Genomic DNA, 24,171 nt, shown 5'->3' with positions numbered 1-24,171 from the left:
GGGGCGAGATCAATGAAAACCGGGGAGGGATGAGGCAGGAGGGAAAAGAGAAGGGGGACGAGCCTGACCCTCGGCACTGGCAGGAAACGGCTGTGGCTGCTTCGTTCCCGACCTGACCAGGTTGACCGCGCCACCATGCGAGGAGGCCCGTCCGACCGCCATTGTAACCGACTCGCACGTCCCCACCTGAATATCCTTGCAATTCGCTCGGCGCGCATGCGGGTTGATCGCACGGAAACCGCGTCGGAAATCCAACTCGCTTTGCTACAATCCGCCGCATGAGTTATCAAGTGCTCGCCCGCAAGTGGCGCCCTCGCGATTTCACCACGCTGGTCGGTCAGGAACACGTGGTGAAAGCGCTCACGCATGCGCTCGAACAGCAGCGCCTGCACCACGCTTACCTGTTCACGGGTACGCGCGGTGTCGGCAAGACCACGCTGTCGCGCATCCTTGCCAAATCGCTGAACTGCGTGGGCGCGGACGGGCAGGGCGGCATCACCGCGCAGCCGTGCGGCGTGTGTCGCGCCTGTACCGAGATCGATGCGGGGCGCTTTGTCGATTACATCGAGATGGATGCCGCCTCCAACCGCGGCGTCGACGAGATGGCGCAGCTGCTCGACCGAGCGGTTTACGCGCCGACGGCCGGCCGCTTCAAGGTCTACATGATCGATGAAGTGCACATGCTGACCAACCACGCCTTCAACGCGATGTTGAAGACGCTGGAAGAGCCGCCCGAGCACGTCAAGTTCATCCTCGCGACCACCGATCCGCAGAAGATTCCGGTAACGGTGCTCTCGCGCTGCCTGCAGTTCAATCTCAAGCAGATGCCGCCGGGGCATATTGTGTCCCATCTCGACCGCATCCTCGGTGAAGAGGGGATCGCCCACGAGCCGAATGCGTTGCGCCTGCTGGCCGCCGCGGCACAGGGTTCGATGCGCGATGCGCTGTCGCTCACCGACCAAGCCATCGCCTACAGCGCCGGAGAGGTGAGCGAGGGAGCCGTGCGCGGGATGCTCGGCGCGATTGACCAGAGCTATCTCGTGCGGCTGCTCGATGCGCTGGCCGACGAGAACGGCGCCGCGCTCGTCGAGATTGCCGACGAAATGGCCGGGCGCAGCCTGAGCTTCTCGGGCGCGCTGCAGGATCTTGCGTCATTGCTGCAGAAGATTGCGCTGGCGCAGGTCGTGCCCGCTGCCGTGCAGGACGATTGGCCCGAAGCGGACGATGTGCGCCGCCTGGCCGAGCGTTTCGATGCGCAGTCGGTGCAACTGTTCTATCAATTTGCCAACCTCGGCCGCAACGAGCTGGCGCTCGCACCGGATGAGTACGCCGGCTTCACGATGACGCTGCTGCGCATGCTGGCGTTCCAGCCCGGGCAGTCGGGTGGAGCCCCCACGCCGCCTTCGGGCGGTGGTGGCAAGCGCACGATGTCGTTGGCGAGTACGCCGGCCGCATCGGCGCGCTCGGCGATGGCCGCAGCCGCGCCTGTGGCGGCGCCGGTTGCTCAGGCGGCTCCGGTGGAAGTTGCGCGTCAGGAACCCGTGGTTGAGGCGCCGCGCGCGACTTATCAGGTGAGCCCGCCGGCTTCTGCGCCAACTGCGCCCGTGGCTGAGGCTTCGGTCGCGGCACCGGCGCGTCGCTCGCCGGCCATGGAGGCATTGGCCGCGGCGCGTCAGGCATCGAGTCGTGGTCGTGGCGGCGCCGCGGCGCCCGCGGCTGTGCCTGTTGCCGCGCCCGCGCCCGTCGCGCGCCCTGCGGTTGCCGGGCCGCGCCCAAATCCTGTTGCTGCACCGGCATCGGCGCCGCCGCGTCGCGAATCGCCGGCTGCGGTTGCCAAACCTGTCGACGATGGCCCGCCGCCCTGGGATGAAATGCCGGGCGAGTTTGCTTCACCGTCGCTCGAGGAGATCAATGCCGCATTCGCCGGCTGGGATTCCGCTTCGAGCGCGCGCCCGGGCACGCCTGAGCCCGCTACGCGCCCCGCGCAGATCGAAGCCCCCGCTGCTGTGCCTGCTCCCGCCAAGGTTGTCTCGCCGGAGCCCGTGGCCGCCGCCACGCCGCCTGACCTGAGTGCCAGCAGCCTGACCACGTTCGACGGCAACTGGCCTGCACTGGCGGCGAGCCTGCCGATCCGCGGCTTGGCTCAGCAGTTGGCATACCAGAGTGAGTTGGTGGCTGTGGAAGGCGTCACGATGCGCGTGCGCGTGCCGCTGCCCCCACTGACCGAAGCCAATGTCGTCGAGCGCCTTGAGGCGGCACTGACCGAGCACTTCGGTACGCCCGTTCGCGTGGCGTGCGATATCGGCGCTGCACGCGCCACTGCGGCTGCCGTCGATGCCGAGCAGCGGGCTCAGCGCCAGCGCGATGCCGAAGACGCCATCGCCGCCAACCCGTTTGTGCAGGCGCTGGTCCGGGACTTTGCTGCGCAGGTCGTCCCGGGTTCGATCCAACCGCACGCGCACTGAATCGCCATCCCGAACTGAACAACGGCGCGCCCCTCCGAACGGCGCGCCTCGTATGACCCATTCCAAGGAGCAACGACCATGATGAAAGGCCAGATCGCCGGGCTGATGAAGCAAGCCCAGCAGATGCAGGAAAACATGAAGAAGATGCAGGACCAGCTCGCCCAGATCGAGGTGGAAGGCGTGTCCGGCGCCGGCCTCGTGAAGGTGGTGATGACCTGCAAGAACGATGTGAAGCGCGTGTCGATCGACCCGAGCCTGCTGGCCGAAGGGGAGGACAAGGACCTGCTGGAAGACCTCATCGCCGCGGCGTTCAACGATGCCGTGCGCAAGGCCGAGGCCACCACGCAAGAGAAGATGGGCTCGGTCACCTCGGGCCTGGGCGGCATGGCTGGCATGCTGCCGCCGGGTTTCAAGCTGCCGTTCTGAGCCGACACACCGGTCAGGATCGCCATGGTGCTGGAATCCGCGCTGCCGTATGTCGAGCCGGGCCAGGAGGCTGCCGTTAAGGCGGCCTTCGGCAAGGCGCGCCACGTCATTTGCGTGATGCTGCCGTCGGTCACAACGCTTCCGGAGTACGCGTGATGCGCAACAGCTCGGGTACGCCGTCGGCGCTGCAGATGTTGGTTGAGGCCTTGCGTGTGCTGCCGGGTGTCGGTCCCAAGTCGGCGCAGCGCATGGCGTATCACCTCCTGCAGCACGATCGCGATGGCGCTGCACACCTGGCGCAGGCTTTGGCCGAGGCCACGGAGTCGATCCAGCACTGCAGCCGCTGCAATACCTTCACCGAGCAGGATGTTTGCGAAACCTGCCTGGACGTGCGCCGCGATGCCTCTGTGCTCTGCGTGGTGGAAACGCCGGCCGATCAGATGATGATCGAGCAGACGCTCACGTATCGCGGCCAATATTTTGTGCTGATGGGGCGGCTCTCGCCGCTGGACAACATCGGCCCGAAAGAGATTCACCTCGAACGCCTGCTGGCCCGTGCGACCGACCCGGCGCTGGGCGGGCCGTGCACCGAGGTCATCCTTGCCACCAACTTCACCAGCGAAGGCGAGGCGACCGCGCACTACATCGGCGAAATGCTCAAGGCGCGCGGCATCAAGGCGACGCGCCTGGCGCGTGGTGTGCCGGTGGGCGGCGAGCTGGAATATGTCGATGCGGGCACCATTGCCCGCGCGGTGCTCGACCGGCGCCAGCTTTGATTTCCCGGGCGGCTGCTCAGAATTCGGCGTGAATGCGCGCGCCGACGATCGACACCGGGCCGCGATCGCGGTTGTAGGCCGGGTGAACCACGTACTGGTAGTTCAGCCCGAGCGTGAGGTGTTTGATGACCGCCACGTTGTAGTACAGCTCGGCGATGCGTTCGGTGCCGTAGTTGAGCGCGCCATCGCCGATCAGCACTCCCATGCCGCCGGCCGCGAAATACTGGCGCGCCGCGCCTGACAAGCCGTTCACCACCACCGCTGCGCCAAACGTGTCGTTCGGCCGGCCCCACCGCGTTCCCTTGAGTGCGAGCCCTGCCGATATCGACCGATTGATGTCGGTGAACTCGTACGTTTCTTTGCTGCCGTCGTTCATGCTGGCACGGGCAAAGACGCCCAGCTCGTCGGTCACTTCCTGCTCAACGTTTACGGCGACGCCGGGGCGCCAGGCGAGGCGTCGCACGAGGCCGGTGTCCGGCGTGCTGCCGGACTGTTGCGCGAGGCTCATTGCATCGCCGTAACCGCCCATGCGGCCACGCGTTGCAAAGGCGAGCAGCTTGACTTTGCCGGGGCGGCCAAACCAGCTCTGGCGCGCCTCGAATTCGCCCACCCACTGGTATTGCTTCCAGGTGGTGTCGATCGTTTCGCTGTTGGGTACCTTTGACAGCGTGAAGAGCCCGCCGCGCAGCGTCCACCACGATTGCGTCCATTCGACCGCCAAGCCGTGCGTGTAGCCCCAGGCGTCGGCCGCGTAGTCGAATGCGCCGGCGTCGACGACGGCCCAGTTCAGAAAGTCGCCGCGCGGGTCGTGCGCGTAGGTGTTGGTATCAAAAATATCGACCACCGAGAACTTGCCGACGGTGATGGTCACGTTGTCCGCGGCATGGCTGCCGGCGAGCTGGTTGGGGCCCGACTCGACGGCCTGCTGCTCGCCGCCGAGGTCGATCACCTGCCGCAGAAAGAGGCGAGGCAGCTTGCGATAAGGCGTATTGTTGCCAACCTTGTAGGCCTCGGCGCTGGAAAAACCCGCCAGGCCCACTGTATTGCTCAGCCCAAAACCCTGGTCGATTTCAGGGTTGGCGTACAGCTCGGCCCCTTTCCAGAGGCGCAGGCCCAGGTAGAGCGTGACGTCGGTCGTTTCCTTATTGCTATTGTCGGGCGTCAGGCTGTTCGTGCCGCTGTAGGGCGCGTGAAACGAAGGGTGCCATTGCGTCACGTTGGTGACCTGCCCGTGGATGTTCCAGCGCTCCGGTTCGGGCATGTCTGTGCTGGGTGCGCTTGCGTCCGCTGCCACCGCAATGCCTTGCAGCCCGATCGCCAGCGTGATGGCCGTGAGCCCCTGCCTGGCGGCGTTGGCGCGGCTGAAGTGACGTTGCTGGGAGAAGGATGTGGGGCGAAGAGGCAGCAAAGGCATGAGGCACTGGAGCGGGCAACCGCTAGAATTCCAAGCTTGTGTGCTCGGGATGGGTAAAAACTCGTCGATGGTAAACGTCGAGCCATGACTAGCCGGTGAAAACGGCGCCGTTTTTGCTGACCTGTAGCGTTTCCCCAACTTCGCCAGATGGCTCCACGATGAACCTCGCCCGCTTTGATCTCGTCACCCTCGGCCTGTTTGTGGCGGTGGCCCGGCTGGGCAGCATCTCGGCGGGGGCGAGGCAGTCGCACTTGGCCGTGGCCGCGGCAAGCAAGCGCATTTCCGATCTGGAAGCCGCCGTGGGCGCGCCGCTGCTGTACCGCCATGCCGCCGGCGTGGAGCTGACCGAGGCAGGCCAGGCGTGCTTCCGCCATGCCGTGGGCATCCTGCAGGACGTTGAGCGCATGGCCGGCGCCTTGTCGGACTTTGCCGCCGGCACGCGCGGGCTGGTGCGCGTGTGGGCGAACACCTCGTCGATCACCCAGTTCCTGGCCGACGACCTGGCCGCCTTCATGCTGGCCAATCCGGCCATTCGCATCGCACTGGAAGAACAGGACAGCGGCGATATCGTTGCCGCGCTGCGCGAGAACCGAGCAGATCTCGGCATCTTCGCGGCCGGCACGCCGTGCGACGGGCTGCAGTCGTTCGACTACCGCGAGGACGATCTTGCCCTCGTGACGCCCCGCAACCATCCGCTGGCCGGGCGCAAGCACGTGCACTTTGCCGATGCGGTCGACTTCGATTTCGTCAGCCTCCCGCCGGGCACATCGCTTGCCGCGCAGTTGCTGGAAGAAAGCCAGCGCATGGGCAAGCCGCTGCGCCTGCGCATCCAGGTGCGCAGCTTCGAAGCCGTCTGCCGGATGGTGGCTTCGGGGCTGGGCGTGGGCGTGCTGCCCCGCATTGCCGCGCAAGGGCATGTATCGAGCCTGCCTGGGGCGGGGCTCGCGCTGGTGCCGTTGCATGACGAATGGGCACATCGCCGCCTGCTGGTGGGTGTGCGTGACCCGGATGCGCTGACCAGCTCGGCGCGTTTGCTGATGACACATCTGCTCGGCAACCCTGCCGCGCTCTGAATTCAACGTTCTCTCTACGACCATGTCGACACAGGTTTTGCAGGACATCCGCGTGCTCGAGCTCGGGCAACTGATTGCCGGGCCGTTTGCCGCCAAGACGCTCGCCGATTTCGGCGCGCAGGTCATCAAGATCGAGCCGCCGGGGCAGGGCGATCCGCTGCGCAAATGGCGGATGCTGCATGAGGGCACGTCGGTCTGGTGGGAGGCGCAATCGCGCAACAAGCAATCGGTCTGCGTGGACCTTCGCGTGCCCGAGGGCCAGGAGGTCGTGCGTAAGCTGGCCGCAGAGGCCGACGTGCTGATCGAGAACTTCCGCCCCGGCACGATGGAGAAGTGGGGGCTGTCGTACGAGGCGCTGTCCGCCATCAACCCGAAGCTGATCATGCTGCGCGTGTCGGGTTACGGCCAAACCGGCCCCAAGCGCGATGAGCCTGGCTTCGCGGCCATTGCCGAGGCCATGGCCGGCCTGCGCTATCTGACCGGCGAACCGGGGCGTCCTCCCGCGCGTGCCGGCCTGTCGCTGGGCGACACGATCGCCGGGCTGCACGGTGCGCTGGGCGTGCTGCTGGCCCTGTACGAGCGGGACGCGCGCGGCGGCCGCGGGCAGGTGATCGACGTGGCGCTGTACGAGTCCGTCTTCAACCTGACGGAGAGCCTGCTGCCCGAGTATTCGGTGTTCGGGGCGATCCGCCAGCCAGCCGGCGGTGCGTTGCCGGGCATCGCGCCGTCCAACGCCTACCGCTGCGCCGGCGGTGAGTACGTGCTGGTTGCCGCCAATGGCGACAACATCTTTCGCCGCCTGATGCTGAAGATGGGCCGGCAGGATCTGGCGGACGACCCGGGCCTCGCGCGCAACGATGGCCGCGCTGCCCGTGTGGAAGAAATCGACGCCGCCATCAACGCGTGGACGGGTGCATTGCCCATCGCCGATGTTCTGGTGGCGCTGCAGGAAGCCGAGGTGCCCAGCGGCCCCATCTATACCGTCGCGGATATCGCCGCCGACCCGCACTACCGGGCCCGCGGCGTGATCGAAACGGTGCGCGCGCAGTCCGGTATCGATGTCGAGATGCCCGGCGTGGTGCCCAAGCTTTCCGGCACGCCGGGTGCTGTGCAGATGAGCGCCCCACGCCTGGGCCAGCACACGCGCGACGTGCTGCGCAGCCATGGCCTGACCGATGCGCAGATTGATGCGCTGGTGTCGCAGGGCATCGTCGCCGAGGGCAAGGGGTAACCAGCTAGGACGATCCCGCATATTGTGTTGCAAACCATTGCGGTAATATCGCCGCCGAGGCAGTGAATGCCACAGAACAGGAGACAAGCATGGGGACACGAGGCATCAGCCGCTGGGCGAAATGGATGGGCGCTGCACTGTGCGCGACGAGCCTGCTGGCCGCCAGCCCCGCCGTCCTGGCGCAGGGCAAGCCTGAAAAGAGCAAGGTCACCATCGCGGTGGGCGGCAAGGCGCTGTTCTACTACCTGCCGCTGACGATTGCCGAGCGCCTGGGCTACTTCAAGGATGAGGGCCTGGACGTTGACATCGTCGACTTTGCCGGTGGAGCGAAGGCGTTGCAGGCGGTGGTCGGCGGCAGCGCCGATGTGGTGAGCGGCGCGTATGAGCACACGCTGGTGCTGCAGGCGAAGGGCCAGATGTATCAGGAGTTCGTCCTCCAAGGCCGCGCTCCGCAGATCGTGCTGGCCGTCAACAACAAGACGATGCCCAACTACAAGTCGATCGCCGATCTGAAGGGCAAGAAGATCGGCGTGACGGCGCCGGGCTCGTCGACCAACATCATGGTCAATTACGTGCTGGCGCGCGCCGGCATCAAGCCCAACGAGGTGTCGATCATCGGTGTGGGTGCGAGCAGCGGCGCGATTGCCGCCGTGCGCGCAGGCCAGATCGATGCCCTGGCCAACCTGGACCCGGTGATGTCGATGCTCACGCAGAAGAACGAAGTGCGCGTGATCTCCGACACCCGCACGCTGGCCGATACCAAGGCGGTGTTCGGCGGTAACATGCCGGCCGGCTGCCTGTATGCGTCGACCTCGTTCATCCAGAAGAACCCGAACACCACGCAGGCGCTGACCAACGCCATGGTGCGCGCGCTCAAGTGGCTGCAGAAGGCGGGCCCGTCGGACATCGTCAAGACCGTGCCGGAAGCCTATCTGCTGGGCGACCGCGCGCTCTACCTGGCCGCATGGGACAAGGTGCGCGAAGCCATTTCGCCGGACGGCACGATGCCGGCCGACGGCCCGGCCACGGCGCTGCGCACGCTGTCGGAATTCGACGCAGAAGTGAAGGGCAAGCCGATCAAGCTCGACCAGACCTTCACCAACGCCTTCGTGCAAAAGGCCAACGCCAAGTACAAGTAAGCCCAACAGGCTTTCAGCAACGCGCCCGGTTCCGCCCGGGCGCATTGTTTTTGGACCGCACATCATGCCCCATCCCGCGCTTTCGTTTGATCAGATCACCTGCACGTTCATCTCCCCCGATAAGCCGGGGCAGCGCTACACCGCCGTGCAGAACACCACGCTGGACATCCAGGCCGGCGAGTTCGTCTCGGTGGTTGGCCCGACGGGCTGCGGCAAATCGACCTTGCTGAATCTGGCGGCGGGGCTACTGCAGCCGTCTTCAGGGCAGGTGAGGGTGTTTGGCGAGCCGCTGGTCGGCATCAACCGCCGCGCCGGCTACATGTTCCAGGCTGAGGCGCTGATGCCGTGGCGCAGCGCGCTCGACAACGTCATGGCGGGGTTGCAGTTTCGCAGCATGCCCGACAAGGAAGCGCGCGATCTGGCGATGTCATGGCTGGCGCGCGTGGGCCTGGCGGGCTTTGAAGACCGTTATCCGCACCAACTGTCGGGTGGCATGCGCAAGCGCGTGAGCCTGGCACAAACGCTGGTGCTGGACCCCGACATCATCCTCATGGACGAGCCGTTCTCGGCGCTCGACATCCAGACGCGTCAGCTGATGGAGAACGAGGTGCTCGACCTCTGGGCCGCCAAGCGCAAGGCCGTGCTGTTCATCACGCACGATCTGGACGAGGCCATTGCCATGAGCGACCGCGTGGTCGTGCTGGCCGCAGGCCCCGGCACCCACCCGATCGGCGAATTCGTGATCGACCTGCCGCGCCCGCGCGATGTGGCTGAAATTCGCGACCAGGCCGGCTTTGTCGACTTGCACGCGCGCATCTGGGATGTGCTGCGCGAAGAAGTGCTCAAGGGCTACGCGCAACACCGCCGCGTGGCCTGAACCGAATCCGATCGAACTCTCTCATGGCTAACCGTTCGCTTTCCCCATTCGCGCTGCGCACTTGGCAACTTGGCTTGTTGGTCGTGACGCTGGCCGTGTGGCACTTCGCCACGCGCTCGCAGGAGGTCGCGTTCTTCTTTGGCGAACCGCTCATCGTGGCCCAGCGCGTCTGGGCTTGGTTCGTGACCGAAGGCGATATCTACCAGCACCTCGGCGTCACGCTGGCCGAGACGGTGCTGGCGTTCGTCATCGGCACGGCCTCTGGCCTGGGTGCCGGGTTGTGGCTTGCGCTGAGCCCGGCCGCATCGGCGGTGCTCGATCCGTATATCAAGGCCGCCAACTCGATGCCGCGCGTGATCCTGGCGCCGATCTTTGGTGTGTGGTTCGGGCTGGGGATCTGGTCGAAGGTGGCGCTGGCGGTGACGCTGGTGTTCTTCATCGTCTTCTTCAACGTCTACCAGGGCGTGAAGGAAGTGAGCCCGGTGGTGCTGGCCAACGCGCGCATGCTGGGCGCGTCGCAACGGCAACTGCTGCGCTTCGTCTACCTGCCGAGCGCGACGAGCTGGGTGTTCTCGTCGCTGCATACGTCGGTGGGTTTGGCCTTCGTTGGCGCGGTGGTGGGGGAGTACCTCGGCTCCGCGCGCGGCGTCGGCTATCTGATCCTGCAGGCGGAAGGCACGTTCGACATCAACACCGTGTTCGCCGGCATCGTGGTGCTGACCGTATTTGCGCTGGTGCTCGACTGGCTGGTCGGCCTGATGGAAAAGCGCCTGATGCGCTGGCAGCCGAAGACCGGCGAGACTGAGAAGCTCTGAGCGAAAAGCGCTATCCGTCACATCGACCCTGCCTGGAGCAGGGTCATGCAACTAGACGGTCGGTCTACTATAATGCCATCCACCATGAGCAAGCACCCCGAACCCGTCACCGCTGAAGGCGCAGAGGCCCGGCACGACACCCGCGACCGTATTTTGGACGCCGGTGCCGAGCTGATTCTCGGCCGCGGTTTCTCGGCCGTGGGGCTGGCGGAGATTCTCGGCCGCGCGCAGGTGCCCAAGGGCTCGTTCTACTACTACTTCGGGTCCAAGGAAGACTTTGGCGTTGCCATGCTGGAGCGCTATTTCCAGGACTACGACGCGGGCGTCGTCAGCCTGTTCAACGACACGCGCCTGACCGCGCGCGAACGGCTGCTGCGCTACTTTGCCGCCTGGATCGACCTGCACGAGCGCAGCGCGTGCGAAGTCACCTGCCTGGCCGTCAAGCTGTCGGGGGAGGTGTCCGATCTGTCGGAGCCGATGCGCAAGGTGCTGTCGACCGGCATGACGCGCATGGTCGACCGCATTGCCGCCGCGATCGAGGCCGGCATGGCGGACGGCTCCTTGGCCCCGGTGGAAGATGCCCGCCAGTTGGCCGAAGGCCTGTACGCCATGTGGATGGGCGGTGCATTGCTGGCCAAGGCGCATCGCACTGTCGCCGCGTTCAAGAGCTGCGTGGCGCAAACCGAGATTCTGCTGGCCAAGCCCAAACCTTGATCACACCGAATCCATTGCCGGCGAGGCATGTTCCTCGCTTTTCTTTTTCCCCGGTTCTAGATGACCGGTCGAATAGTCTCTCGTCCAGGAGCTGATATGACTCAACAACTGCTGTCCCCCGTTCAGACCGGCCGCACGACCCTGGCCAATCGCGTCGTGATGGCGCCGCTTACGCGTTCGCGTGCGGGCCAACCGGGCGACGTGCCGACCGAGCTGAACGTGACCTACTACGCGCAGCGCGCAACCGCCGGGCTCATCGTCACGGAAGCCACGCAAATTTCCCGCCAGGGCCAGGGCTATGCCTGGACGCCGGGCATGTACACCGACGCGCAGGAAGCCGGCTGGAAGGCCGTGGTGGACGCCGTGCACGCCAAGGGTGGCCGCATTTCACAGCAGCTCTGGCATGTAGGCCGCATTTCGAACACGCTCCTGCAGGAGAACGGCCAGGCCCCGGTTGCACCGTCGGCCGTCGTCGCCAAGGGGGCGCAGAGCTTTGTCGTGCATCCCGATGGCACCCCCGGCAACGAGCCGACGAGCGAGCCGCGCGCCCTGGCCACGGAAGAGATTCCGGGCGTGATCGCGCAATATCGCCAGGCCGTGCTGCGTGCCCGCCGCGCCGGTTTCGACTTTGTCGAAATTCACGCCGCCAACGGCTATCTGCTGCACCAGTTCTTGTCGACCAACAGCAACCAACGCACCGATCAGTATGGCGGCTCGCTGGAGAACCGTGCGCGCCTGATCCTCGAAGTGGTCGACGCGGCCGTCGCCGAGATCGGTGCGGACCGCGTCGGCATCCGCCTGTCGCCCCACTTCGTCGCGCACGACATTGCCGACGAGCAGGCCGAGGAAAGCGCGCTGTATCTCGCGCGCGAACTGACCAAGCGCGGTATCGCCTACCTGCATATCGCCGAGCCCGACTGGGCGGGCGGCCCTGAGTTGTCCACTGAATTCCGTCGCCAGTTGCGCGACGCGTTCAAGGGCACGCTCATCGTATGCGGCCAATACACGGCGGAAGAGGGCGAGCAGATGATCGCCTCCGGCCTGGCTGATGCGGTGGCATTTGGCCGCCCGTTCATCGCCAACCCCGATCTGGTGGCGCGCTTCCGTGCTGGCGCCGCGCTCAACAAGCCGGATCGCAACACCTACTACGGCGGCCAGGAAAAGGGCTACACCGACTATCCGACGCTGGAAGAAGCCGCCTGAGTGGCTTGCACCAAAGAAAAAGCCGCGCTGGGTTGCTGCCCCGCGCGGCTTTTTTCATGCAGCGTCGATGCCGCTTACGGCTGGATCACCACCTTGCCTGTCACCTTGCGTGCCGCCATGTCGAGCAGCGCCTGCGTGGTCTGCTCCAGCGGATAGCGCGCCGAGATGTGCGGGCGAATCTTGCCCTCCTGCATCCAGCCGAGCATCTGCATCATGTTGGCCAGATTCGCCTTCGGCTCGCGGCGCGCGAATTCGCCCCAGAACACGCCCACCAGCGATGCGCCTTTGAGCAGTGCCAGGTTCAGCGGCATCTTGGGGATTTCGCCGTTGGCGAAGCCGACCACAAGGTAGCGTCCGCGCCAGGCGATCGAGCGGAATGCCGGTTCAGCATAGATGCCGCCGACCGGGTCATAGATCACGTCCGGGCCCTTGCCGTCCGTCAGTTCCTTGATGCGCTCACGCAGGTCTTCGGTCGAGTAGTTGATGAACGCATCCGCGCCATGGTCCTTGCAGACGGCAAGCTTTTCATCGCTAGAGGCTGCGGCGATCACGCGCGCGCCGATCGCCTTGCCGATCTCGATGGCCGCCAGGCCCACGCCGCCGGCCGCGCCCAGCACCAGCATGGTCTCGCCCGCCTTCAGTTGCCCGCGATCGACCACCGCATGATGCGACGTGCCGTAGGTCAGGGTGAATGCCGCGGCGGTGTCGAATGCCATGCCCGGGGGCATCGGCATCACCACCTTGGCCGGCGCCTTCACCTGCGAGGCAAACGCGCCCTGGCCGAGGAAGGCGATCACATGGTCGCCTGCCTTGAGATGCGTCACGCCTTCGCCCACCGCGTTGACCACGCCCGCCACTTCGGAGCCCGGCGTAAACGGCAGCTCCGGCTTGAACTGGTACTTGTTCTGGATGATCAGCACGTCGGGAAAATTCACCCCAGCGGCCTTCACATCGATCACGACTTCTCCGGCACCCGGGGTGAGGTCCGGCAGCGTTTCGATCACCAGCGATTCGGGCGGGCCCCAGGTCTTGCAGACGACGGCTTTCATGGTGTGTCTCCTGATCAATCTAGTGTTGGATTGTTCGCCATCTCGCATGCATCGCACGCGATTTCGTCTGGCAGTGTAACCGAATAAAAGCACGACCGTTCGATTCGATCGCGAGCGACGCGCAGTGTGGTTTGCCGATCGATTTGGATCGCTACTGAATGGCACTGCGCATGCGCAATTCCAACACGTGGCTCGGTTACAATCCGCGCCATGCATATTCTCATTGCCAACGACGACGGATACCTCGCGCCCGGGCTGGCGGCGCTCTATCGCGCGCTTACGCCCCTGGGCCGCGTGACGGTGGTGGCGCCCGAGCAGAACCACAGCGGTGCATCCAATTCGCTTACGCTGCAGCGGCCGCTTTCGGTGTTCGAGGCCACAGAAGGGGCCCAGAAGGGCTTCCGTTTCGTCAACGGCACGCCGACGGACTGTGTGCACATCGCGCTCACCGGCATGATCGAAGACAAGCCCGATCTGGTCGTGTCCGGCATCAACCAGGGCCAGAACATGGGCGAAGACGTGCTGTATTCCGGCACCGTCGCCGCAGCCATCGAGGGCTATCTGTTCGGTATTCCGTCGATCGCGTTTTCGCAGGTCGACAAGGGCTGGACGCATCTGGATGCAGCCGAACGCGTGGCGCGCGAGGTGGTGGAGCGTTATCTGGCCGATCCGCTGGATGGGCCGATGCTTCTCAATGTGAACATCCCGAACGTGCCGTACGCCGAACTGGCCGGCTGGCGCGCAACGCGCCTGGGCAAGCGGCATCAGTCGCAGCCAGTGATCCGTCAGGCCAATCCGCGCGGCGAACCGATCTTCTGGGTCGGCGCCGCAGGTGATGCCAAGGACGCCAGCGAAGGCACCGATTTCCATGCCGTGGCGAATGGCTTCGTCTCGCTCACGCCGCTGCAGTTGGATCTGACCGATACGGCCCAACTGCGCACCGTGCGCCGCTGGCAGACGCCATGACCGCCCCGGTGGCCCATGTCTGAACGCCCGCGCGACCGGCGCTTTCCGTTGACGCTCGACGCAGTGGTCGAGCGCAAGCCCGTTGAGCGCCAGCGCGAAACGCGCATCTCTTCGGGGGTGAGCGCTGTGTCACGCCCGACACCGGTGCGTGCGGCCTCGGCCGAGCGTGTATCGAATTCACCGTCATCTGGGCCGGCGCCGCAGCGTGTGGCCGGTGTCGACGCCGTCGTCGGTGCGGTCGCGGCGAGCGCCGTGCAGGTGCGCACGCAGGCTGCGCATGCAGCGGCAGGTGGCATGGCGTCGGATCGGGCGCGTCAGGCATTGGTCGGCCGCGTGCAAGCGGGAGGCGTGAGCGATAAGCGTGTGCTCGCCGCGATCGGTTCGGTACCGCGTCATCTGTTTGTCGATGCCGGACTGGCGTCGCAGGCGTATGAAGATTCCGCATTGCCGATCGGTCATCAGCAAACGATCTCCAAGCCGTCGGTGGTGGGCCGGATGATCGAGTTGCTGCTCGGTGGGCGGTCAGGCCGCCCAGGCATGCCGCTCGCGCGCGTGCTGGAGATCGGTACAGGTTGCGGCTACCAGGCCGCCGTTCTGGCACAGCTCGCGGACGAGGTGTACTCGATCGAACGCGTCCGGCCGCTGCATGAAAAAGCCAAAGCGAACTTGCGGCCACTCCGCGTGCCAAACATCCGTCTGCACTACGGCGACGGCATGCTGGGCCTGCCGAAGGCGGCGCCGTTCGACGCCATCATCCTGGCGGCGGCGGGGTTGGAGGTGCCGCAGGCACTGCTCGACCAGCTCGCGGTTGGCGGCCGGCTGATCGCACCGGTGGCCACCGACCGCAACAGCGGCCCCGCGCAGCAGCTCGTCTTGATCGAGCGACGCAGCCGCTTCCAGTTTCACAGTACCGCGCTTGAAGGCGTTTTCTTTGTCCCGTTAAAATCAGGAACTGTTTAGCATGTTCACTTCCCGGAGCTCCATGAACCCTCCAAGCCCCGCACGCGCCGGCCGGCTCGCTGTGGCGATGGTATCGGCCGCACTGTTGGCGGCTTGCGCATCCTCCGGCAATCAGGCACCTGTTCTGGATCGCACCTCGCGTGCCGGCAGCACCGGCACCGTGTCGCAAGAGCCGCCGCCCCCCGGCTTCTATCGCGTCAAGCGTGGCGACACCCTGTACAGCATTGCCCTGCGCAATGGCCAATCGCCGCGAGACCTGGTGGCGTGGAACAACATCGCCAACCCGAATCAGATTGAAGTCGATCAACTGCTGCGAGTCGTGCCGCCGAATGCGGATGTCAGCAGCAGCGGAGCCGTCGTCACGCCGGTTCGTCCGGGTAACTCGACTACGCAGCCAATCGATTCCGCGCCGGTCACGCCGCCGCCTGCCGCGGTGTCCAGCGCTCCTGCCGGGGCAACGGACAATGCAGTCTCGCTGGCGTGGCCGGCGCGTGGTGCGCTCATCAACCGCTTCGATGACAAGGCCAACAAGGGCATCGATATCGGTGGTAAACGCGGTGATCCGGTTGTCGCTGCCGATGACGGAAAAGTGATCCACGTCGGACCCTTGCGTGGGTACGGGAATCTTGTCATCATCAAACACAACGACACGTTCCTGACCGCCTACGGCAACAACGACAAGGTTCTGGTCACCGAGCAATCCACGGTTAAGAAAGGGCAGAAGATCGCCGAAATGGGCAGTACCGATGCGGATCGCGTGAAGCTTCATTTTGAAGTGCGCCGCAACGGTAAGCCGGTCGATCCGATGCGCTTCCTACCGCCTCAATAGAGGAATGCATGCCGCGCCAGAAAGCCGTCACGCCCGTCACCCCCGCCGATGACAACATCGACGCTGTAGAGGGCCAACGCACGTCGAATGGGCGTGCGGGGCGGCGTGCGCGTGGCGCGGCGCAACTTCCTGCCGACGAGATCGAAGTCGTCGATGCACTGGTCGACGATGCACCCGTTTCCGAATCGGCCGATCTTGGCGAGGCTTCCGACAGCATCGACGAGCCCGATGAAGACGAGGAAGAGCGCGAGGAGGCTGAAGAGGCCGCGCCGGAGGAAGACTTCCGCAAGGTGTTGCAGGCCGAACTGGCCGCCGACACTGTTCAACACTATCTCAATCGCATCAGTATCAAGCCGCTCCTGACGCCGGCCGAGGAGCTCCATTTTTCGACGCTGGCCAAGGCAGGAGAGTTTGCTGCGCGCCAGGTGATGATCGAGCGCAACCTGCGTCTGGTCGTGAGCATCGCCAAGGGGTATCTGAACCGCGGCGTGCCATTGCTCGATCTGATCGAAGAGGGCAACCTCGGTCTGATGCATGCGATCGAGAAGTTCGATCCGGAGCGTGGATTCCGCTTCTCCACGTATGCGACGTGGTGGATACGCCAGAGCATCGAACGCGCGATCATGAACCAGGCTCGCACGGTGCGTTTGCCGGTGCATGTGATTCGTGAGCTCAATCAGGTGCTGCGCGCCAAGCGCCATCTGGAGAAGAGCGGGGTCGATGGCCGCGACGCAAGCCTCGAAGACATCGCTCACCTGCTCGGCAAGACGACGGATGAAGTGCAGGACGTGCTCTCGCTCAACGAGCACACGACCTCGCTCGATACGCCGTTCGATCTGGATCCGGGTACGAGCCTGCTCGATTTCCTGTCCGACGAGCATGGCGCCTCGCCGGATCAGGAGGTGGCGCATCGCGAGTTATCGCAGTTGATGAAGTCGTGGCTCGCACGTCTGTCTGACAAGCATCGCTACGTCGTTGAGCGCCGCTTCGGCCTCAACCATATCGAACCCGCCACCCTGGAAGAGCTGGCCGCCGAAATGGGTCTCACCCGCGAACGCGTGCGTCAGATCCAGCAGGAAGCACTGGTCAAGCTCAAGCGGCATTTCGCCTCGCAGGGCGTGCGCAAGGACGCGGTGCTGTAAGGCGCCGTTGTCCGCTTCTTGGTTCGAGTTCAGTCGTTTCGCAGTTCGAGCAGCATCGGTTGATGGTCCGATGCCTGTGTGGCGCTGTTGACTTCCACGCGCAGCACGCGCGGTTTCAGCGGTTCGCTGATCAGCATGAAATCGCACGCATAGGCGGGCTCTGTCCAGCCGGCGCGGTCATGCACGCCGAACGTCGGCGGCTGGGGTGTGGCGCCGTGTGCGATTTCCCACGCGTCATGTAGCGCCGGTTCCTGGGTGAAAGGCACGGTGGCCAGGCGCTTGGGCGTGGAATCCGGCTTACAGTTGAAATCACCGCAGATGATGGTGGCGGCGGTCTGCGCGAGTGGGCGGAATGGCCCGGTTTCGGGCTCCGGGCCGAGCACCGACGGTTGACGTGCCCGCGCGCAGCCTTGCGCATGCATTGCCCGCAACGCATCGATCTGGGCCAGACGTTGAAGCTCAGAGTAGTACTCCAAATGCGTCGTGATGACGCGCAGTGGGCCAAACGGCGCCTGAAGCATCGCTTCGATGGCCATGCGCGGCATGCTGGGTGTGGAATCGGGCGGATAGGGCAAAGCATGTCGCGTGACGTGGAGCACGGGCAGGCGTGTGGCGATCGCGTTGCCGAAGCGCTGCACGTGTGCGCCATCGTGGCGTTCCAGCGCGAAGCCGCCAATCACGGTGTACTCGGGGCTTAGTGCATCCGCCAGTTCGCCCCACTGATCGGTGCCCGGTTGGCCAGGCAGGTGATTGAAGCCAGCGGTGACCTCTTGCAGGCACAACACGTCGAACTGCGCCATGCTGCGCGCTTCTGCAAGCTGGCGGTCAAGGCTCGCGTGCCCGTCGGTGCCACGGCCCCACTGGATATTCCACGTCAGGATGACAGTACCCATGCTGGTCCTCCGGTGTCTTACAATGCCGCCCTTGTCCCCGATTTGTCCAGGCTCGCTCGTGTCTCAAGCTGCACCCAACGTCACGCCTTCCTCTTCTGATTCAGCAACTGCCGCGCCGACCGCGCCGGCGACCAAGCCGCGTGGGCGTCGGAAGCCAGAGATGCCCGTGTCCGGTCCGCTGGAAATCGTCTCGCTCGACGGTGAAGCGCGCGGCATCGGCCGCCTGACCAACGAAGACGGCACACCGGGCAAGGTGGTGTTCGTGGAGGGTGCGCTGCCGGGCGAGCAGGTGATGTATCGCAGCCACCGGGTGAAGCCGTCATATGAGCAGGCCAGCGTCGTTAGTATTCTGCGCCCGTCCGCTTCGCGGGTGACGCCGGGGTGCAAGTTCTTTGGCGTGTGCGGCGGCTGCTCGATGCAGCATCTGGATGCGCGTGCCCAGGTGGCGATCAAGCAGCGTGTATTGGAAGACGACCTGTGGCACCTCGCCAAGCTGCGCCCGGATGTGGTGTTCCGGCCGGTGGCTGGGCCGGATTGGGGCTATCGGTATCGCGCACGTTTGACGGTGCGCCACGTGGCGGCCAAGGGTGGCGTGCTGGTGGGCTTTCACGAGCGCAAGAGCAGCTATGTGGTCGACATGACCTCGTGCGAGGTGTTGCCGCCGCACGTGTCAGCGCTGCTGGTGCCGTTGCGCGGGTTGGTGGGGCGTTTATCCATTTTTCAGCGCATGCCGCAGATAGAACTCGCGGTCGGCCAGGATGTGACGGTGTTGGTACTGCGCAATCTGGAACCGCTCACCTCCGAGGACGAGGCTGAGTTGCGTGCCTTCGCCGACCAGTACAACGTCCAGTTCTGGCTACAGCCGAAAGGCCCGGATACGGTCTACCCGTTCTACCCGCTGGATCGTGCGCTGACGTACACGCTGCCCGAGTTCGGCATCACCATGCCGTTCAAACCGACGGACTTCACGCAGGTTAATCATCAGATCAATCGTGTGCTGATGTCGCGCGCGCTGAAGCTGCTCGATGCGCAACCGGGCGATCGCTTGCTCGACCTGTTTTGCGGCATCGGCAATTTCACGCTGCCCATGGCCACGCGCGCGCGTGAAGTCATGGGCATCGAAGGCAGCGAAGCGCTGACCACCCGTGCGCTCGCCAATGCGAAGCACAACGGGCTCGATGCCAAGACGACGTTTGCGTGCCGCAACCTGTTTGAAGTGACGGCCGACGATATCGCCGCACTGGGCAAGTTCGACCGCTGGCTGGTCGACCCGCCGCGCGAAGGTGCCTTGGCGGTATCGAAGGCGCTGGCTGAGCTTGCGCAGCGCGGCGGCGAGGCGACGCAGTACTTGCCCAAGCGGATCGTCTATGTGTCGTGCAATCCTGCCACGCTGGCGCGCGACGCGGGCCTGCTGGTGCACGAGGCTGGCTATCGGCTGGCGGGCGCGGGCGTGGTCAATATGTTCCCGCACACGTCGCATGTGGAGTCGATTGCGGTGTTTGAGCGCGACTGATTGCCCTTGCTTGGGACAAAGAAAAACCGGCGCACCAGGCGCCGGTTTTGCTTTTGCCGCGCCGTTGCCAGCGCGATGCGAGCGTCAGTCGCGGTTGCCGCCGAAGATCCCCAGGATCGCCAGCAGGTTCGTGAAGATGTTGTAGACGTCGAGGTAGATCGCCAGGGTAGCGGTCACGTAGTTGGTTTCGCCGCCGTTCACGATGCGCTGCACGTCGAACAGGATGTACGCCGAGAAGATCGCGATGGCCAGCACCGAGATCGTCAGCATCATCGCCGGCAGTTGCAGCCAGATGTTGGCCACCGAACCGACAATCAGCACCAGCACGCCCATGAACAGCCACTTGCCCAGGCCCGAGAAATCTCGCTTGCTGACCGTGGCCACCGTCGCCATCACGCCGAAGATGATCGCCGTGCCGCCGAACGCCGTCATGATGAGCGAGGCGCCGTTCGAGAAGCCCAGGATCATGCCGATCAGGCGCGAGAGCATCAGCCCCATGAAGAACGTGAAGCCGAGCAGCAAAGCCACGCCTACGCCGCTGTTCTTGAAGCGCTCGATGGCGTAAAAGAACCCGAACGCCACCGCCATGAAGATGACGAAGCCGATCAGCGGGTTTCGCGCCATCAGGCTGAAGCCGGTGACAACGCCGACCCACGCACCGAGGATGGTGGGGATCATGGAAAGCGCGAGCAGCCAATAGGTATTGCGCAGCACGCGGTTACGGACGGCCAACGCGCCGGCGGTGCCGGAAGCGCCAAAACCGTACGTGTTGAGTTGGTTGTCCATGCGAACTCCTTGGGTGAATGACATTGCAGACAATGCGACGGCACACCGAATGTGGCATCCGAAGGAGGCTTTTGCAAGCCACATCGTCCCTATTTGGAGGGGGCAGCATGCCACGCGGTTCCTGCCTGTGGCATCCGGTTGCGACGGAAAATGCCTTTCTCGGGTGCTTTATGGTGCTCGCGATAAGGCGATGCTAAGGCGTTTGCCTGAGCGCTGTGGCGCCTGTTGGGTGAAGTGACCCTTAAGCCTCTTTTCTTGGCGATGGTGCGCGGCAATGGGCTGCACCGGTCCACATCCAATCCTCCTGCGCGCCGTGCTAGAATCTAACGTTTATCTTTCACGTAACACCTTCATTTTTTGGAGTTTTTAATGGCGATCGAACGCACCCTCTCGATTATCAAACCGGACGCAGTGGCCAAGAACGTCATCGGCCAGATCTACGCCCGTTTCGAAGGCGCAGGCCTGAAGGTCGTCGCGGCCAAGATGATCCACCTGTCGCGCGCAGAAGCCGAGCAGTTCTACGCCGTGCACAAGGAGCGCCCGTTCTTCAAGGATCTGGTCGACTTCATGATCTCCGGCCCGGTGATGGTGCAGGCGCTGGAAGGCGAAAACGCAATCGCCAAGAACCGTGACCTGATGGGTGCAACCGACCCGAAGAAGGCAGAGAAGGGCACGATCCGCGCTGACTTCGCCGACAGCATCGACGCCAACGCCGTACACGGTTCGGACGCCGCTGAAACGGCTGCCGTGGAAGTCGCTTTCTTCTTCCCGGGCCTGAACATTTACAGCCGCTAAGCGTCAACACTAGACTGGAATTGGCGTTTCGGACTGCAAGTCATGAGTGATGTGGTGAATCTCCTCGATTTCGACGCACCGGGCCTTCTTGCGTACTGCGAGAGCCTGGGTGAGAAGTCGTTTCGCGCCAAGCAGTTGCAGCGCTGGATTCACCAGTCGGGCGCGTCCGACTTCGGCGAGATGACCGATCTCGCCAAGTCGTTGCGCGAAAAGCTTGCGACCCGCGCCAACATCCAGGCGCCGGCGGTCATTTCCGATCACCTCTCGTCGGACGGCACACGCAAGTGGCTGGTCGACGTGGGGCAGGGCAATGCCGTCGAGACGGTCTACATCCCGGAAGAGACGCGCGGCACGCTGTGTGTGTCGTCTCAGGCGGGGTGTGCCGTCAACTGCCGGTTCTGTTCGACCGGCAAGCAGGGTTTCTCGCGCAACCTCAGCACCGGCGAGATTATCGGCCAGCTGTGGATGGCCGAGTTCGCCATGCGCAAGCAGCTCGGCCGCGGCCCCAAGGATGATCGCGTCATCACCAATGTGGTGATGATGGGCATGGGCGAGCCGCTGCTGAACTACGACGCCGTGGTGCCGGCTCTGCGCATGATGCTGGACGACAACGCGTATGGCCTGTCGCGCCGTCGTGTGACGGTGTCCACCTCCGGCGTGGTGCCGATGATGGACCGACTCGCGCGCGATGTGCCAGTCGCGCTGGCCGTGTCGCTGCATGCGTCCAACGATGCGCTGCGCGACATGCTTGTGCCGCTGAACAAGAAGTACCCGCTGGCCGAACTGATGGCGGCCTGCCGTCGCTATCTCGAGTTCGCGCCGCGCGATTTCATTACCTTCGAATATTGCATGCTGGATGGCGTCAACGACACCGTCGAGCATGCGCGTGAACTGCTGCGCGTCGTGGCCGACGTGCCGTGCAAGTTCAACCTGATCCCGTTCAACCCGTTCCCCGAGTCCGGGTTGAAGCGCTCGAACAACGAGCAGATCCGCCGCTTTGCCCAAGTGCTGCTGGACGCCGGCATCGTCACCACCATCCGCAAGACGCGTGGTGACGATATCGACGCGGCTTGCGGCCAACTGGCTGGCGAGGTCAAGGATCGCACGCGCCTGGCCGAGCGCGGCAAGTTTGGCAAGATCGTCGAGATCCCGGTGGTCGGGGCCGATTCCACTCATCGCATGGGTACCGCATGAAGCGTTGGTCGACTGCTGTCAGTCTGGTCTTCACGCTGGCAGCCGCCGGGTGCGCATTGCCGCCGCCGGCCCAGACGCAGGACGTCAAGACGCTCTCCGATCAGACCGATACCAGCCGGCGTGCAGCGATCCGGTTGCAACTGGCAACCCAGTACCTCGAGGCCGGGCAGGCGGCAACAGCGCTCGACGAGGTCAAGAACGCCATTGCGATTGATCCGTCCGTGCCGGGTGCGTATCACATCCGGGCCTTGGCCTATATGAGTCTTGGGCAGCACGACCTTGCCGACGACAGCTTTCGTCGCGCCCTCGCTGCGACGCCGCAGGACGGCGACTTGCTGAACAACTACGGCTGGTTCCTTTGCTCGCAGGCAGGCAAGCCGGAGCAGGGCATGACGATGCTGCGCCAGGCCATTCAGGCCCCGGCCGCCGGCAGCCCGGCCAAGCCGTGGACGAACCTGGGTGTCTGCCAGATGCGTCAAGGGGATCTGGATGGTGCGGAGAAGAGTCTCACGCGTGCCACCTACATCGACGCAAACAATGCGTTGACCAACGTGACGTTGGCACAGCTGTACTACAAGCGCCGCGAGTATTCTCGTGCCATGCCGTTCATCGAACGTGTCAATGGCCGCGGCAATGCCACGGCAGAAAGCCTCTGGCTGGGCGCCCGCATCGCGCGCCGCCTGGGCGATATCTCGCAACAGAACGCGTGGAGCGCGCAATTGCAGCGCCGCTTCCCCAATGCGCCCGAAGAGGCGGCTTTCGAACGAGGAGCATGGGATGACTGACCGCGACGTGGCAAGCGCTGCCGACTTCTCTCACGGTGCCGCGCCAGTCTCGAATCCGCCGGCCGCAGCGTCGCCCGACCGCGACGAAGCATTGCGCCAGATCGCTGAACGTCTGCATGCGGGCCGCGAGCAGCAGCGTCTGACGGTCGACGATCTGGCCACGCGCCTGAAAGTGGCGCCGGGCAAGCTGCTGGCCGTGGAGTCTGCCGATGTCGGCGCGCTGCCCGACATGACGTTCGCCAAGGGGCTGATCCGCGCCTATGCACGTGCATTGCAGGTGGATGTGGATGACCAACTGGCCCGCCTGAATGCGCGTGCGCCGGTCACCAACATCGGCTTGCGTCCGGAAGGGGGGCTGGGCGAATCGTTTTCTGACAAGCCGAGCTTCGGCAAGCGGCGCGGTGCCAATAGCCGCTGGCTTGTCGGCGTGCTGGTTGCCGTGGCGGTGGCCGCCGGCGCATTGGCTGCCATGGACCGCCTGAAGCACTGGTTTACCACGCAGACGGCTGCAACCCAGAACGCTGAGTCAGATGCGAAGGAAGCGCCTGCGGCCGAACAGGCTGCGCCGGCACAAGTGGCTCCGGCGCCTGAGCAGCCCTCGGCCGAAGCGCCTGCGGCTTCGATGCCCACACCCCTGACGCCCGTGGCCCCGGCCGCGCCTGCCTCGGGGGTGGTGACTGCACCGCTGGCGCCGCCGCCAACACTGCCGCGCTCGGACAGCGGTGCCGCTGCGGTACCTGCCGTTGCGGCCGTCGGTGCCAAGCCTGCTGTCATGAATGTCGACGCACCGGTTGCTGCGGTGGCGACGGAAGGTGCCAAGCCGGCGGCCTCGGCCTCGGACAGTGGTTCGGTCTCGGTGCATTTCTCGGGGGCGTCCTGGTACGAGATCAAGGACAAATCCGGCAAGACGCTCGCCAGCGGTATTTCCAAAGAAGGCGATACGCGCGAGCTGTCCGGCACGCCGCCGTTCAAGGTCGTATTCGGCAATGCCGAAGCGGTCGCGTCGCTGGCGGTGGGCGGCGCCTCCGTCGATATCCAGAAGTACGCCCGCAATCGCGTGGCCCGGGCCACGTTGCCCTGAACCGTTTTGTTGAACGGCGCGGCGCCTGATATGGCGCGGCGTCTT

Annotated in this window: 24 protein-coding genes and 1 other RNA gene; 20 read left to right on the top strand and 5 right to left on the bottom strand. The window is 64.8% G+C overall.

Features of this window, described 5'->3' with window-relative positions:
- Window positions 1–53: 53 nt before the first annotated feature.
- Window positions 54–152, bottom strand: an RNA gene (gene ffs, locus NG900_RS07585) — signal recognition particle sRNA small type.
- A 126-nt stretch (window positions 153–278) separates the two neighbouring features.
- Between ffs and NG900_RS07580 the strand changes: the two genes are divergently transcribed.
- The 4 genes from NG900_RS07580 to recR all read left to right on the top strand — a co-directional run bounded on the left by NG900_RS07580 (window position 279) and on the right by recR (window position 3,667).
- Complete coding sequence (locus NG900_RS07580; protein ID WP_252678762.1) at window positions 279–2,465, top strand: DNA polymerase III subunit gamma/tau; 2,187 nt, start codon at window positions 279–281, stop codon at window positions 2,463–2,465.
- Between the two features lie 78 nt (window positions 2,466–2,543).
- Complete coding sequence (locus tag NG900_RS07575; RefSeq protein WP_252678761.1) at window positions 2,544–2,891, top strand: YbaB/EbfC family nucleoid-associated protein; 348 nt, start codon at window positions 2,544–2,546, stop codon at window positions 2,889–2,891.
- A 24-nt stretch (window positions 2,892–2,915) separates the two neighbouring features.
- The gene (locus tag NG900_RS26600) at window positions 2,916–3,047 is read left to right on the top strand and encodes a hypothetical protein (RefSeq protein ID WP_289813714.1); all 132 of its coding nucleotides are present in this window, start codon (window positions 2,916–2,918) and stop codon (window positions 3,045–3,047) included.
- Complete coding sequence (gene recR / locus NG900_RS07570) at window positions 3,047–3,667, top strand: recombination mediator RecR (RefSeq protein WP_252678753.1); 621 nt, start codon at window positions 3,047–3,049, stop codon at window positions 3,665–3,667. Before NG900_RS26600 ends, recR begins: the two co-directional genes overlap by 1 nt.
- Before the next feature lie 16 nt (window positions 3,668–3,683).
- Here the strand turns inward: recR and NG900_RS07565 are convergent, their stop codons facing one another.
- Complete coding sequence (locus NG900_RS07565) at window positions 3,684–5,081, bottom strand: carbohydrate porin (RefSeq protein ID WP_252678751.1); 1,398 nt, start codon at window positions 5,079–5,081, stop codon at window positions 3,684–3,686.
- A gap of 158 nt (window positions 5,082–5,239) precedes the next feature.
- Between NG900_RS07565 and NG900_RS07560 the strand changes: the two genes are divergently transcribed.
- The 7 genes from NG900_RS07560 (at window position 5,240) to NG900_RS07530 (ending at window position 12,133) form a co-directional block, all read left to right on the top strand.
- Window positions 5,240–6,154 (top strand): LysR substrate-binding domain-containing protein, encoded by a 915-nt coding sequence (locus tag NG900_RS07560; protein WP_252678749.1) that lies wholly within the window; start codon window positions 5,240–5,242, stop codon window positions 6,152–6,154.
- 22 nt (window positions 6,155–6,176) lie between these two features.
- Window positions 6,177–7,385, top strand: coding sequence for a CaiB/BaiF CoA transferase family protein (locus NG900_RS07555; protein WP_252678747.1), 1,209 nt, complete (start codon window positions 6,177–6,179; stop codon window positions 7,383–7,385).
- An 89-nt stretch (window positions 7,386–7,474) separates the two neighbouring features.
- The gene (locus NG900_RS07550; RefSeq protein ID WP_252678746.1) at window positions 7,475–8,524 is read left to right on the top strand and encodes an ABC transporter substrate-binding protein; all 1,050 of its coding nucleotides are present in this window, start codon (window positions 7,475–7,477) and stop codon (window positions 8,522–8,524) included.
- A gap of 64 nt (window positions 8,525–8,588) precedes the next feature.
- Window positions 8,589–9,401, top strand: coding sequence for an ABC transporter ATP-binding protein (locus NG900_RS07545; RefSeq protein WP_252678744.1), 813 nt, complete (start codon window positions 8,589–8,591; stop codon window positions 9,399–9,401).
- Between the two features lie 23 nt (window positions 9,402–9,424).
- A complete protein-coding gene (locus NG900_RS07540) occupies window positions 9,425–10,216 on the top strand; it encodes an ABC transporter permease (RefSeq protein WP_252678740.1) in 792 nt (263 codons plus the stop codon).
- A gap of 84 nt (window positions 10,217–10,300) precedes the next feature.
- Window positions 10,301–10,930 (top strand): TetR/AcrR family transcriptional regulator, encoded by a 630-nt coding sequence (locus NG900_RS07535; protein WP_252678738.1) that lies wholly within the window; start codon window positions 10,301–10,303, stop codon window positions 10,928–10,930.
- Window positions 10,931–11,026: 96 nt separating this feature from the next.
- Window positions 11,027–12,133 (top strand): alkene reductase, encoded by a 1,107-nt coding sequence (locus NG900_RS07530; protein WP_252678736.1) that lies wholly within the window; start codon window positions 11,027–11,029, stop codon window positions 12,131–12,133.
- Window positions 12,134–12,207: 74 nt separating this feature from the next.
- Here the strand turns inward: NG900_RS07530 and NG900_RS07525 are convergent, their stop codons facing one another.
- On the bottom strand, window positions 12,208–13,182 hold the full coding sequence (locus NG900_RS07525; protein ID WP_252678734.1) for an NADPH:quinone oxidoreductase family protein: 975 nt from the start codon (window positions 13,180–13,182) through the stop codon (window positions 12,208–12,210).
- A 210-nt stretch (window positions 13,183–13,392) separates the two neighbouring features.
- Between NG900_RS07525 and surE the strand changes: the two genes are divergently transcribed.
- Genes surE through rpoS form a run of 4 tightly spaced genes read left to right on the top strand, consistent with a single transcriptional unit; the run spans window position 13,393 to window position 17,079 of the window.
- Window positions 13,393–14,148, top strand: coding sequence for a 5'/3'-nucleotidase SurE (gene surE / locus NG900_RS07520; RefSeq protein WP_252678732.1), 756 nt, complete (start codon window positions 13,393–13,395; stop codon window positions 14,146–14,148).
- 15 nt (window positions 14,149–14,163) lie between these two features.
- Window positions 14,164–15,108, top strand: a complete 945-nt coding sequence (locus NG900_RS07515) for a protein-L-isoaspartate(D-aspartate) O-methyltransferase (protein ID WP_252678724.1) — start codon at window positions 14,164–14,166, stop codon at window positions 15,106–15,108.
- A 1-nt stretch (window position 15,109) separates the two neighbouring features.
- On the top strand, window positions 15,110–15,937 hold the full coding sequence (locus NG900_RS07510) for a peptidoglycan DD-metalloendopeptidase family protein (RefSeq protein ID WP_252678720.1): 828 nt from the start codon (window positions 15,110–15,112) through the stop codon (window positions 15,935–15,937).
- Window positions 15,938–15,945: 8 nt separating this feature from the next.
- The gene (rpoS, locus tag NG900_RS07505) at window positions 15,946–17,079 is read left to right on the top strand and encodes an RNA polymerase sigma factor RpoS (protein WP_252678717.1); all 1,134 of its coding nucleotides are present in this window, start codon (window positions 15,946–15,948) and stop codon (window positions 17,077–17,079) included.
- A gap of 29 nt (window positions 17,080–17,108) precedes the next feature.
- Here the strand turns inward: rpoS and NG900_RS07500 are convergent, their stop codons facing one another.
- Window positions 17,109–17,972 (bottom strand): endonuclease/exonuclease/phosphatase family protein, encoded by an 864-nt coding sequence (locus NG900_RS07500; RefSeq protein WP_252678715.1) that lies wholly within the window; start codon window positions 17,970–17,972, stop codon window positions 17,109–17,111.
- Between the two features lie 160 nt (window positions 17,973–18,132).
- Between NG900_RS07500 and rlmD the strand changes: the two genes are divergently transcribed.
- Window positions 18,133–19,485: a 23S rRNA (uracil(1939)-C(5))-methyltransferase RlmD gene (gene rlmD / locus NG900_RS07495; RefSeq protein ID WP_252678713.1), complete on the top strand. Its 1,353-nt coding sequence runs from the start codon at window positions 18,133–18,135 to the stop codon at window positions 19,483–19,485.
- An 84-nt stretch (window positions 19,486–19,569) separates the two neighbouring features.
- Here the strand turns inward: rlmD and NG900_RS07490 are convergent, their stop codons facing one another.
- Window positions 19,570–20,271, bottom strand: a complete 702-nt coding sequence (locus NG900_RS07490; RefSeq protein WP_252678708.1) for a Bax inhibitor-1/YccA family protein — start codon at window positions 20,269–20,271, stop codon at window positions 19,570–19,572.
- Between the two features lie 369 nt (window positions 20,272–20,640).
- On the opposite strand from NG900_RS07490, the gene ndk reads away from it, so the two are divergent.
- From ndk to NG900_RS07470, 4 genes are read left to right on the top strand one after another with little or no spacing between them, the layout of a single operon-like run.
- On the top strand, window positions 20,641–21,066 hold the full coding sequence (gene ndk / locus NG900_RS07485; protein WP_199031140.1) for a nucleoside-diphosphate kinase: 426 nt from the start codon (window positions 20,641–20,643) through the stop codon (window positions 21,064–21,066).
- A 42-nt stretch (window positions 21,067–21,108) separates the two neighbouring features.
- Window positions 21,109–22,260 (top strand): dual-specificity RNA methyltransferase RlmN, encoded by a 1,152-nt coding sequence (gene rlmN, locus NG900_RS07480; RefSeq protein ID WP_252678707.1) that lies wholly within the window; start codon window positions 21,109–21,111, stop codon window positions 22,258–22,260.
- Window positions 22,257–23,045 carry a type IV pilus biogenesis/stability protein PilW gene (gene pilW, locus NG900_RS07475; RefSeq protein WP_252678700.1) on the top strand — a complete coding sequence of 263 codons (789 nt, stop codon included), beginning with the start codon at window positions 22,257–22,259 and terminating at the stop codon, window positions 23,043–23,045. Before rlmN ends, pilW begins: the two co-directional genes overlap by 4 nt.
- The gene (locus NG900_RS07470; protein ID WP_252678698.1) at window positions 23,038–24,126 is read left to right on the top strand and encodes a RodZ domain-containing protein; all 1,089 of its coding nucleotides are present in this window, start codon (window positions 23,038–23,040) and stop codon (window positions 24,124–24,126) included. The genes pilW and NG900_RS07470 overlap by 8 nt, the downstream gene beginning before the upstream one ends.
- Window positions 24,127–24,171 lie beyond the last annotated feature (45 nt).

Source organism: Ralstonia soli (genome assembly GCF_023955655.1).
GTDB lineage: Bacteria > Pseudomonadota > Gammaproteobacteria > Burkholderiales > Burkholderiaceae > Ralstonia > Ralstonia soli.
The sequence above is the reverse complement of the archived record's forward strand: the minus strand, read 5'-3'. Positions and strand labels throughout refer to the sequence as shown.

What these genes read in the sequence shown, in the direction of transcription:
- NG900_RS07500 (WP_252678715.1), bottom strand. Translation starts at nt 17,972, where the DNA reads ATGGGTACTGTCATCCTGACGTGGAATATCCAGTGGGGCCGTGGCACC.
- NG900_RS07580 (WP_252678762.1), top strand. Translation starts at nt 279, where the DNA reads ATGAGTTATCAAGTGCTCGCCCGCAAGTGGCGCCCTCGCGATTTCACC.
- NG900_RS07525 (WP_252678734.1), bottom strand. Translation starts at nt 13,182, where the DNA reads ATGAAAGCCGTCGTCTGCAAGACCTGGGGCCCGCCCGAATCGCTGGTG.
- NG900_RS07530 (WP_252678736.1), top strand. Translation starts at nt 11,027, where the DNA reads ATGACTCAACAACTGCTGTCCCCCGTTCAGACCGGCCGCACGACCCTG.
- NG900_RS07560 (WP_252678749.1), top strand. Translation starts at nt 5,240, where the DNA reads ATGAACCTCGCCCGCTTTGATCTCGTCACCCTCGGCCTGTTTGTGGCG.
- NG900_RS07535 (WP_252678738.1), top strand. Translation starts at nt 10,301, where the DNA reads ATGAGCAAGCACCCCGAACCCGTCACCGCTGAAGGCGCAGAGGCCCGG.
- rlmN (WP_252678707.1), top strand. Translation starts at nt 21,109, where the DNA reads ATGAGTGATGTGGTGAATCTCCTCGATTTCGACGCACCGGGCCTTCTT.
- surE (WP_252678732.1), top strand. Translation starts at nt 13,393, where the DNA reads ATGCATATTCTCATTGCCAACGACGACGGATACCTCGCGCCCGGGCTG.
- NG900_RS07540 (WP_252678740.1), top strand. Translation starts at nt 9,425, where the DNA reads ATGGCTAACCGTTCGCTTTCCCCATTCGCGCTGCGCACTTGGCAACTT.
- NG900_RS07550 (WP_252678746.1), top strand. Translation starts at nt 7,475, where the DNA reads ATGGGGACACGAGGCATCAGCCGCTGGGCGAAATGGATGGGCGCTGCA.
- NG900_RS07555 (WP_252678747.1), top strand. Translation starts at nt 6,177, where the DNA reads ATGTCGACACAGGTTTTGCAGGACATCCGCGTGCTCGAGCTCGGGCAA.
- NG900_RS07515 (WP_252678724.1), top strand. Translation starts at nt 14,164, where the DNA reads ATGTCTGAACGCCCGCGCGACCGGCGCTTTCCGTTGACGCTCGACGCA.
- NG900_RS07565 (WP_252678751.1), bottom strand. Translation starts at nt 5,081, where the DNA reads ATGCCTTTGCTGCCTCTTCGCCCCACATCCTTCTCCCAGCAACGTCAC.
- NG900_RS07510 (WP_252678720.1), top strand. Translation starts at nt 15,110, where the DNA reads ATGTTCACTTCCCGGAGCTCCATGAACCCTCCAAGCCCCGCACGCGCC.
- NG900_RS07490 (WP_252678708.1), bottom strand. Translation starts at nt 20,271, where the DNA reads ATGGACAACCAACTCAACACGTACGGTTTTGGCGCTTCCGGCACCGCC.
- NG900_RS07470 (WP_252678698.1), top strand. Translation starts at nt 23,038, where the DNA reads ATGACTGACCGCGACGTGGCAAGCGCTGCCGACTTCTCTCACGGTGCC.
- NG900_RS07545 (WP_252678744.1), top strand. Translation starts at nt 8,589, where the DNA reads ATGCCCCATCCCGCGCTTTCGTTTGATCAGATCACCTGCACGTTCATC.
- ndk (WP_199031140.1), top strand. Translation starts at nt 20,641, where the DNA reads ATGGCGATCGAACGCACCCTCTCGATTATCAAACCGGACGCAGTGGCC.
- NG900_RS26600 (WP_289813714.1), top strand. Translation starts at nt 2,916, where the DNA reads ATGGTGCTGGAATCCGCGCTGCCGTATGTCGAGCCGGGCCAGGAGGCT.
- pilW (WP_252678700.1), top strand. Translation starts at nt 22,257, where the DNA reads ATGAAGCGTTGGTCGACTGCTGTCAGTCTGGTCTTCACGCTGGCAGCC.
- recR (WP_252678753.1), top strand. Translation starts at nt 3,047, where the DNA reads ATGCGCAACAGCTCGGGTACGCCGTCGGCGCTGCAGATGTTGGTTGAG.
- rpoS (WP_252678717.1), top strand. Translation starts at nt 15,946, where the DNA reads ATGCCGCGCCAGAAAGCCGTCACGCCCGTCACCCCCGCCGATGACAAC.
- NG900_RS07575 (WP_252678761.1), top strand. Translation starts at nt 2,544, where the DNA reads ATGATGAAAGGCCAGATCGCCGGGCTGATGAAGCAAGCCCAGCAGATG.
- rlmD (WP_252678713.1), top strand. Translation starts at nt 18,133, where the DNA reads ATGCCCGTGTCCGGTCCGCTGGAAATCGTCTCGCTCGACGGTGAAGCG.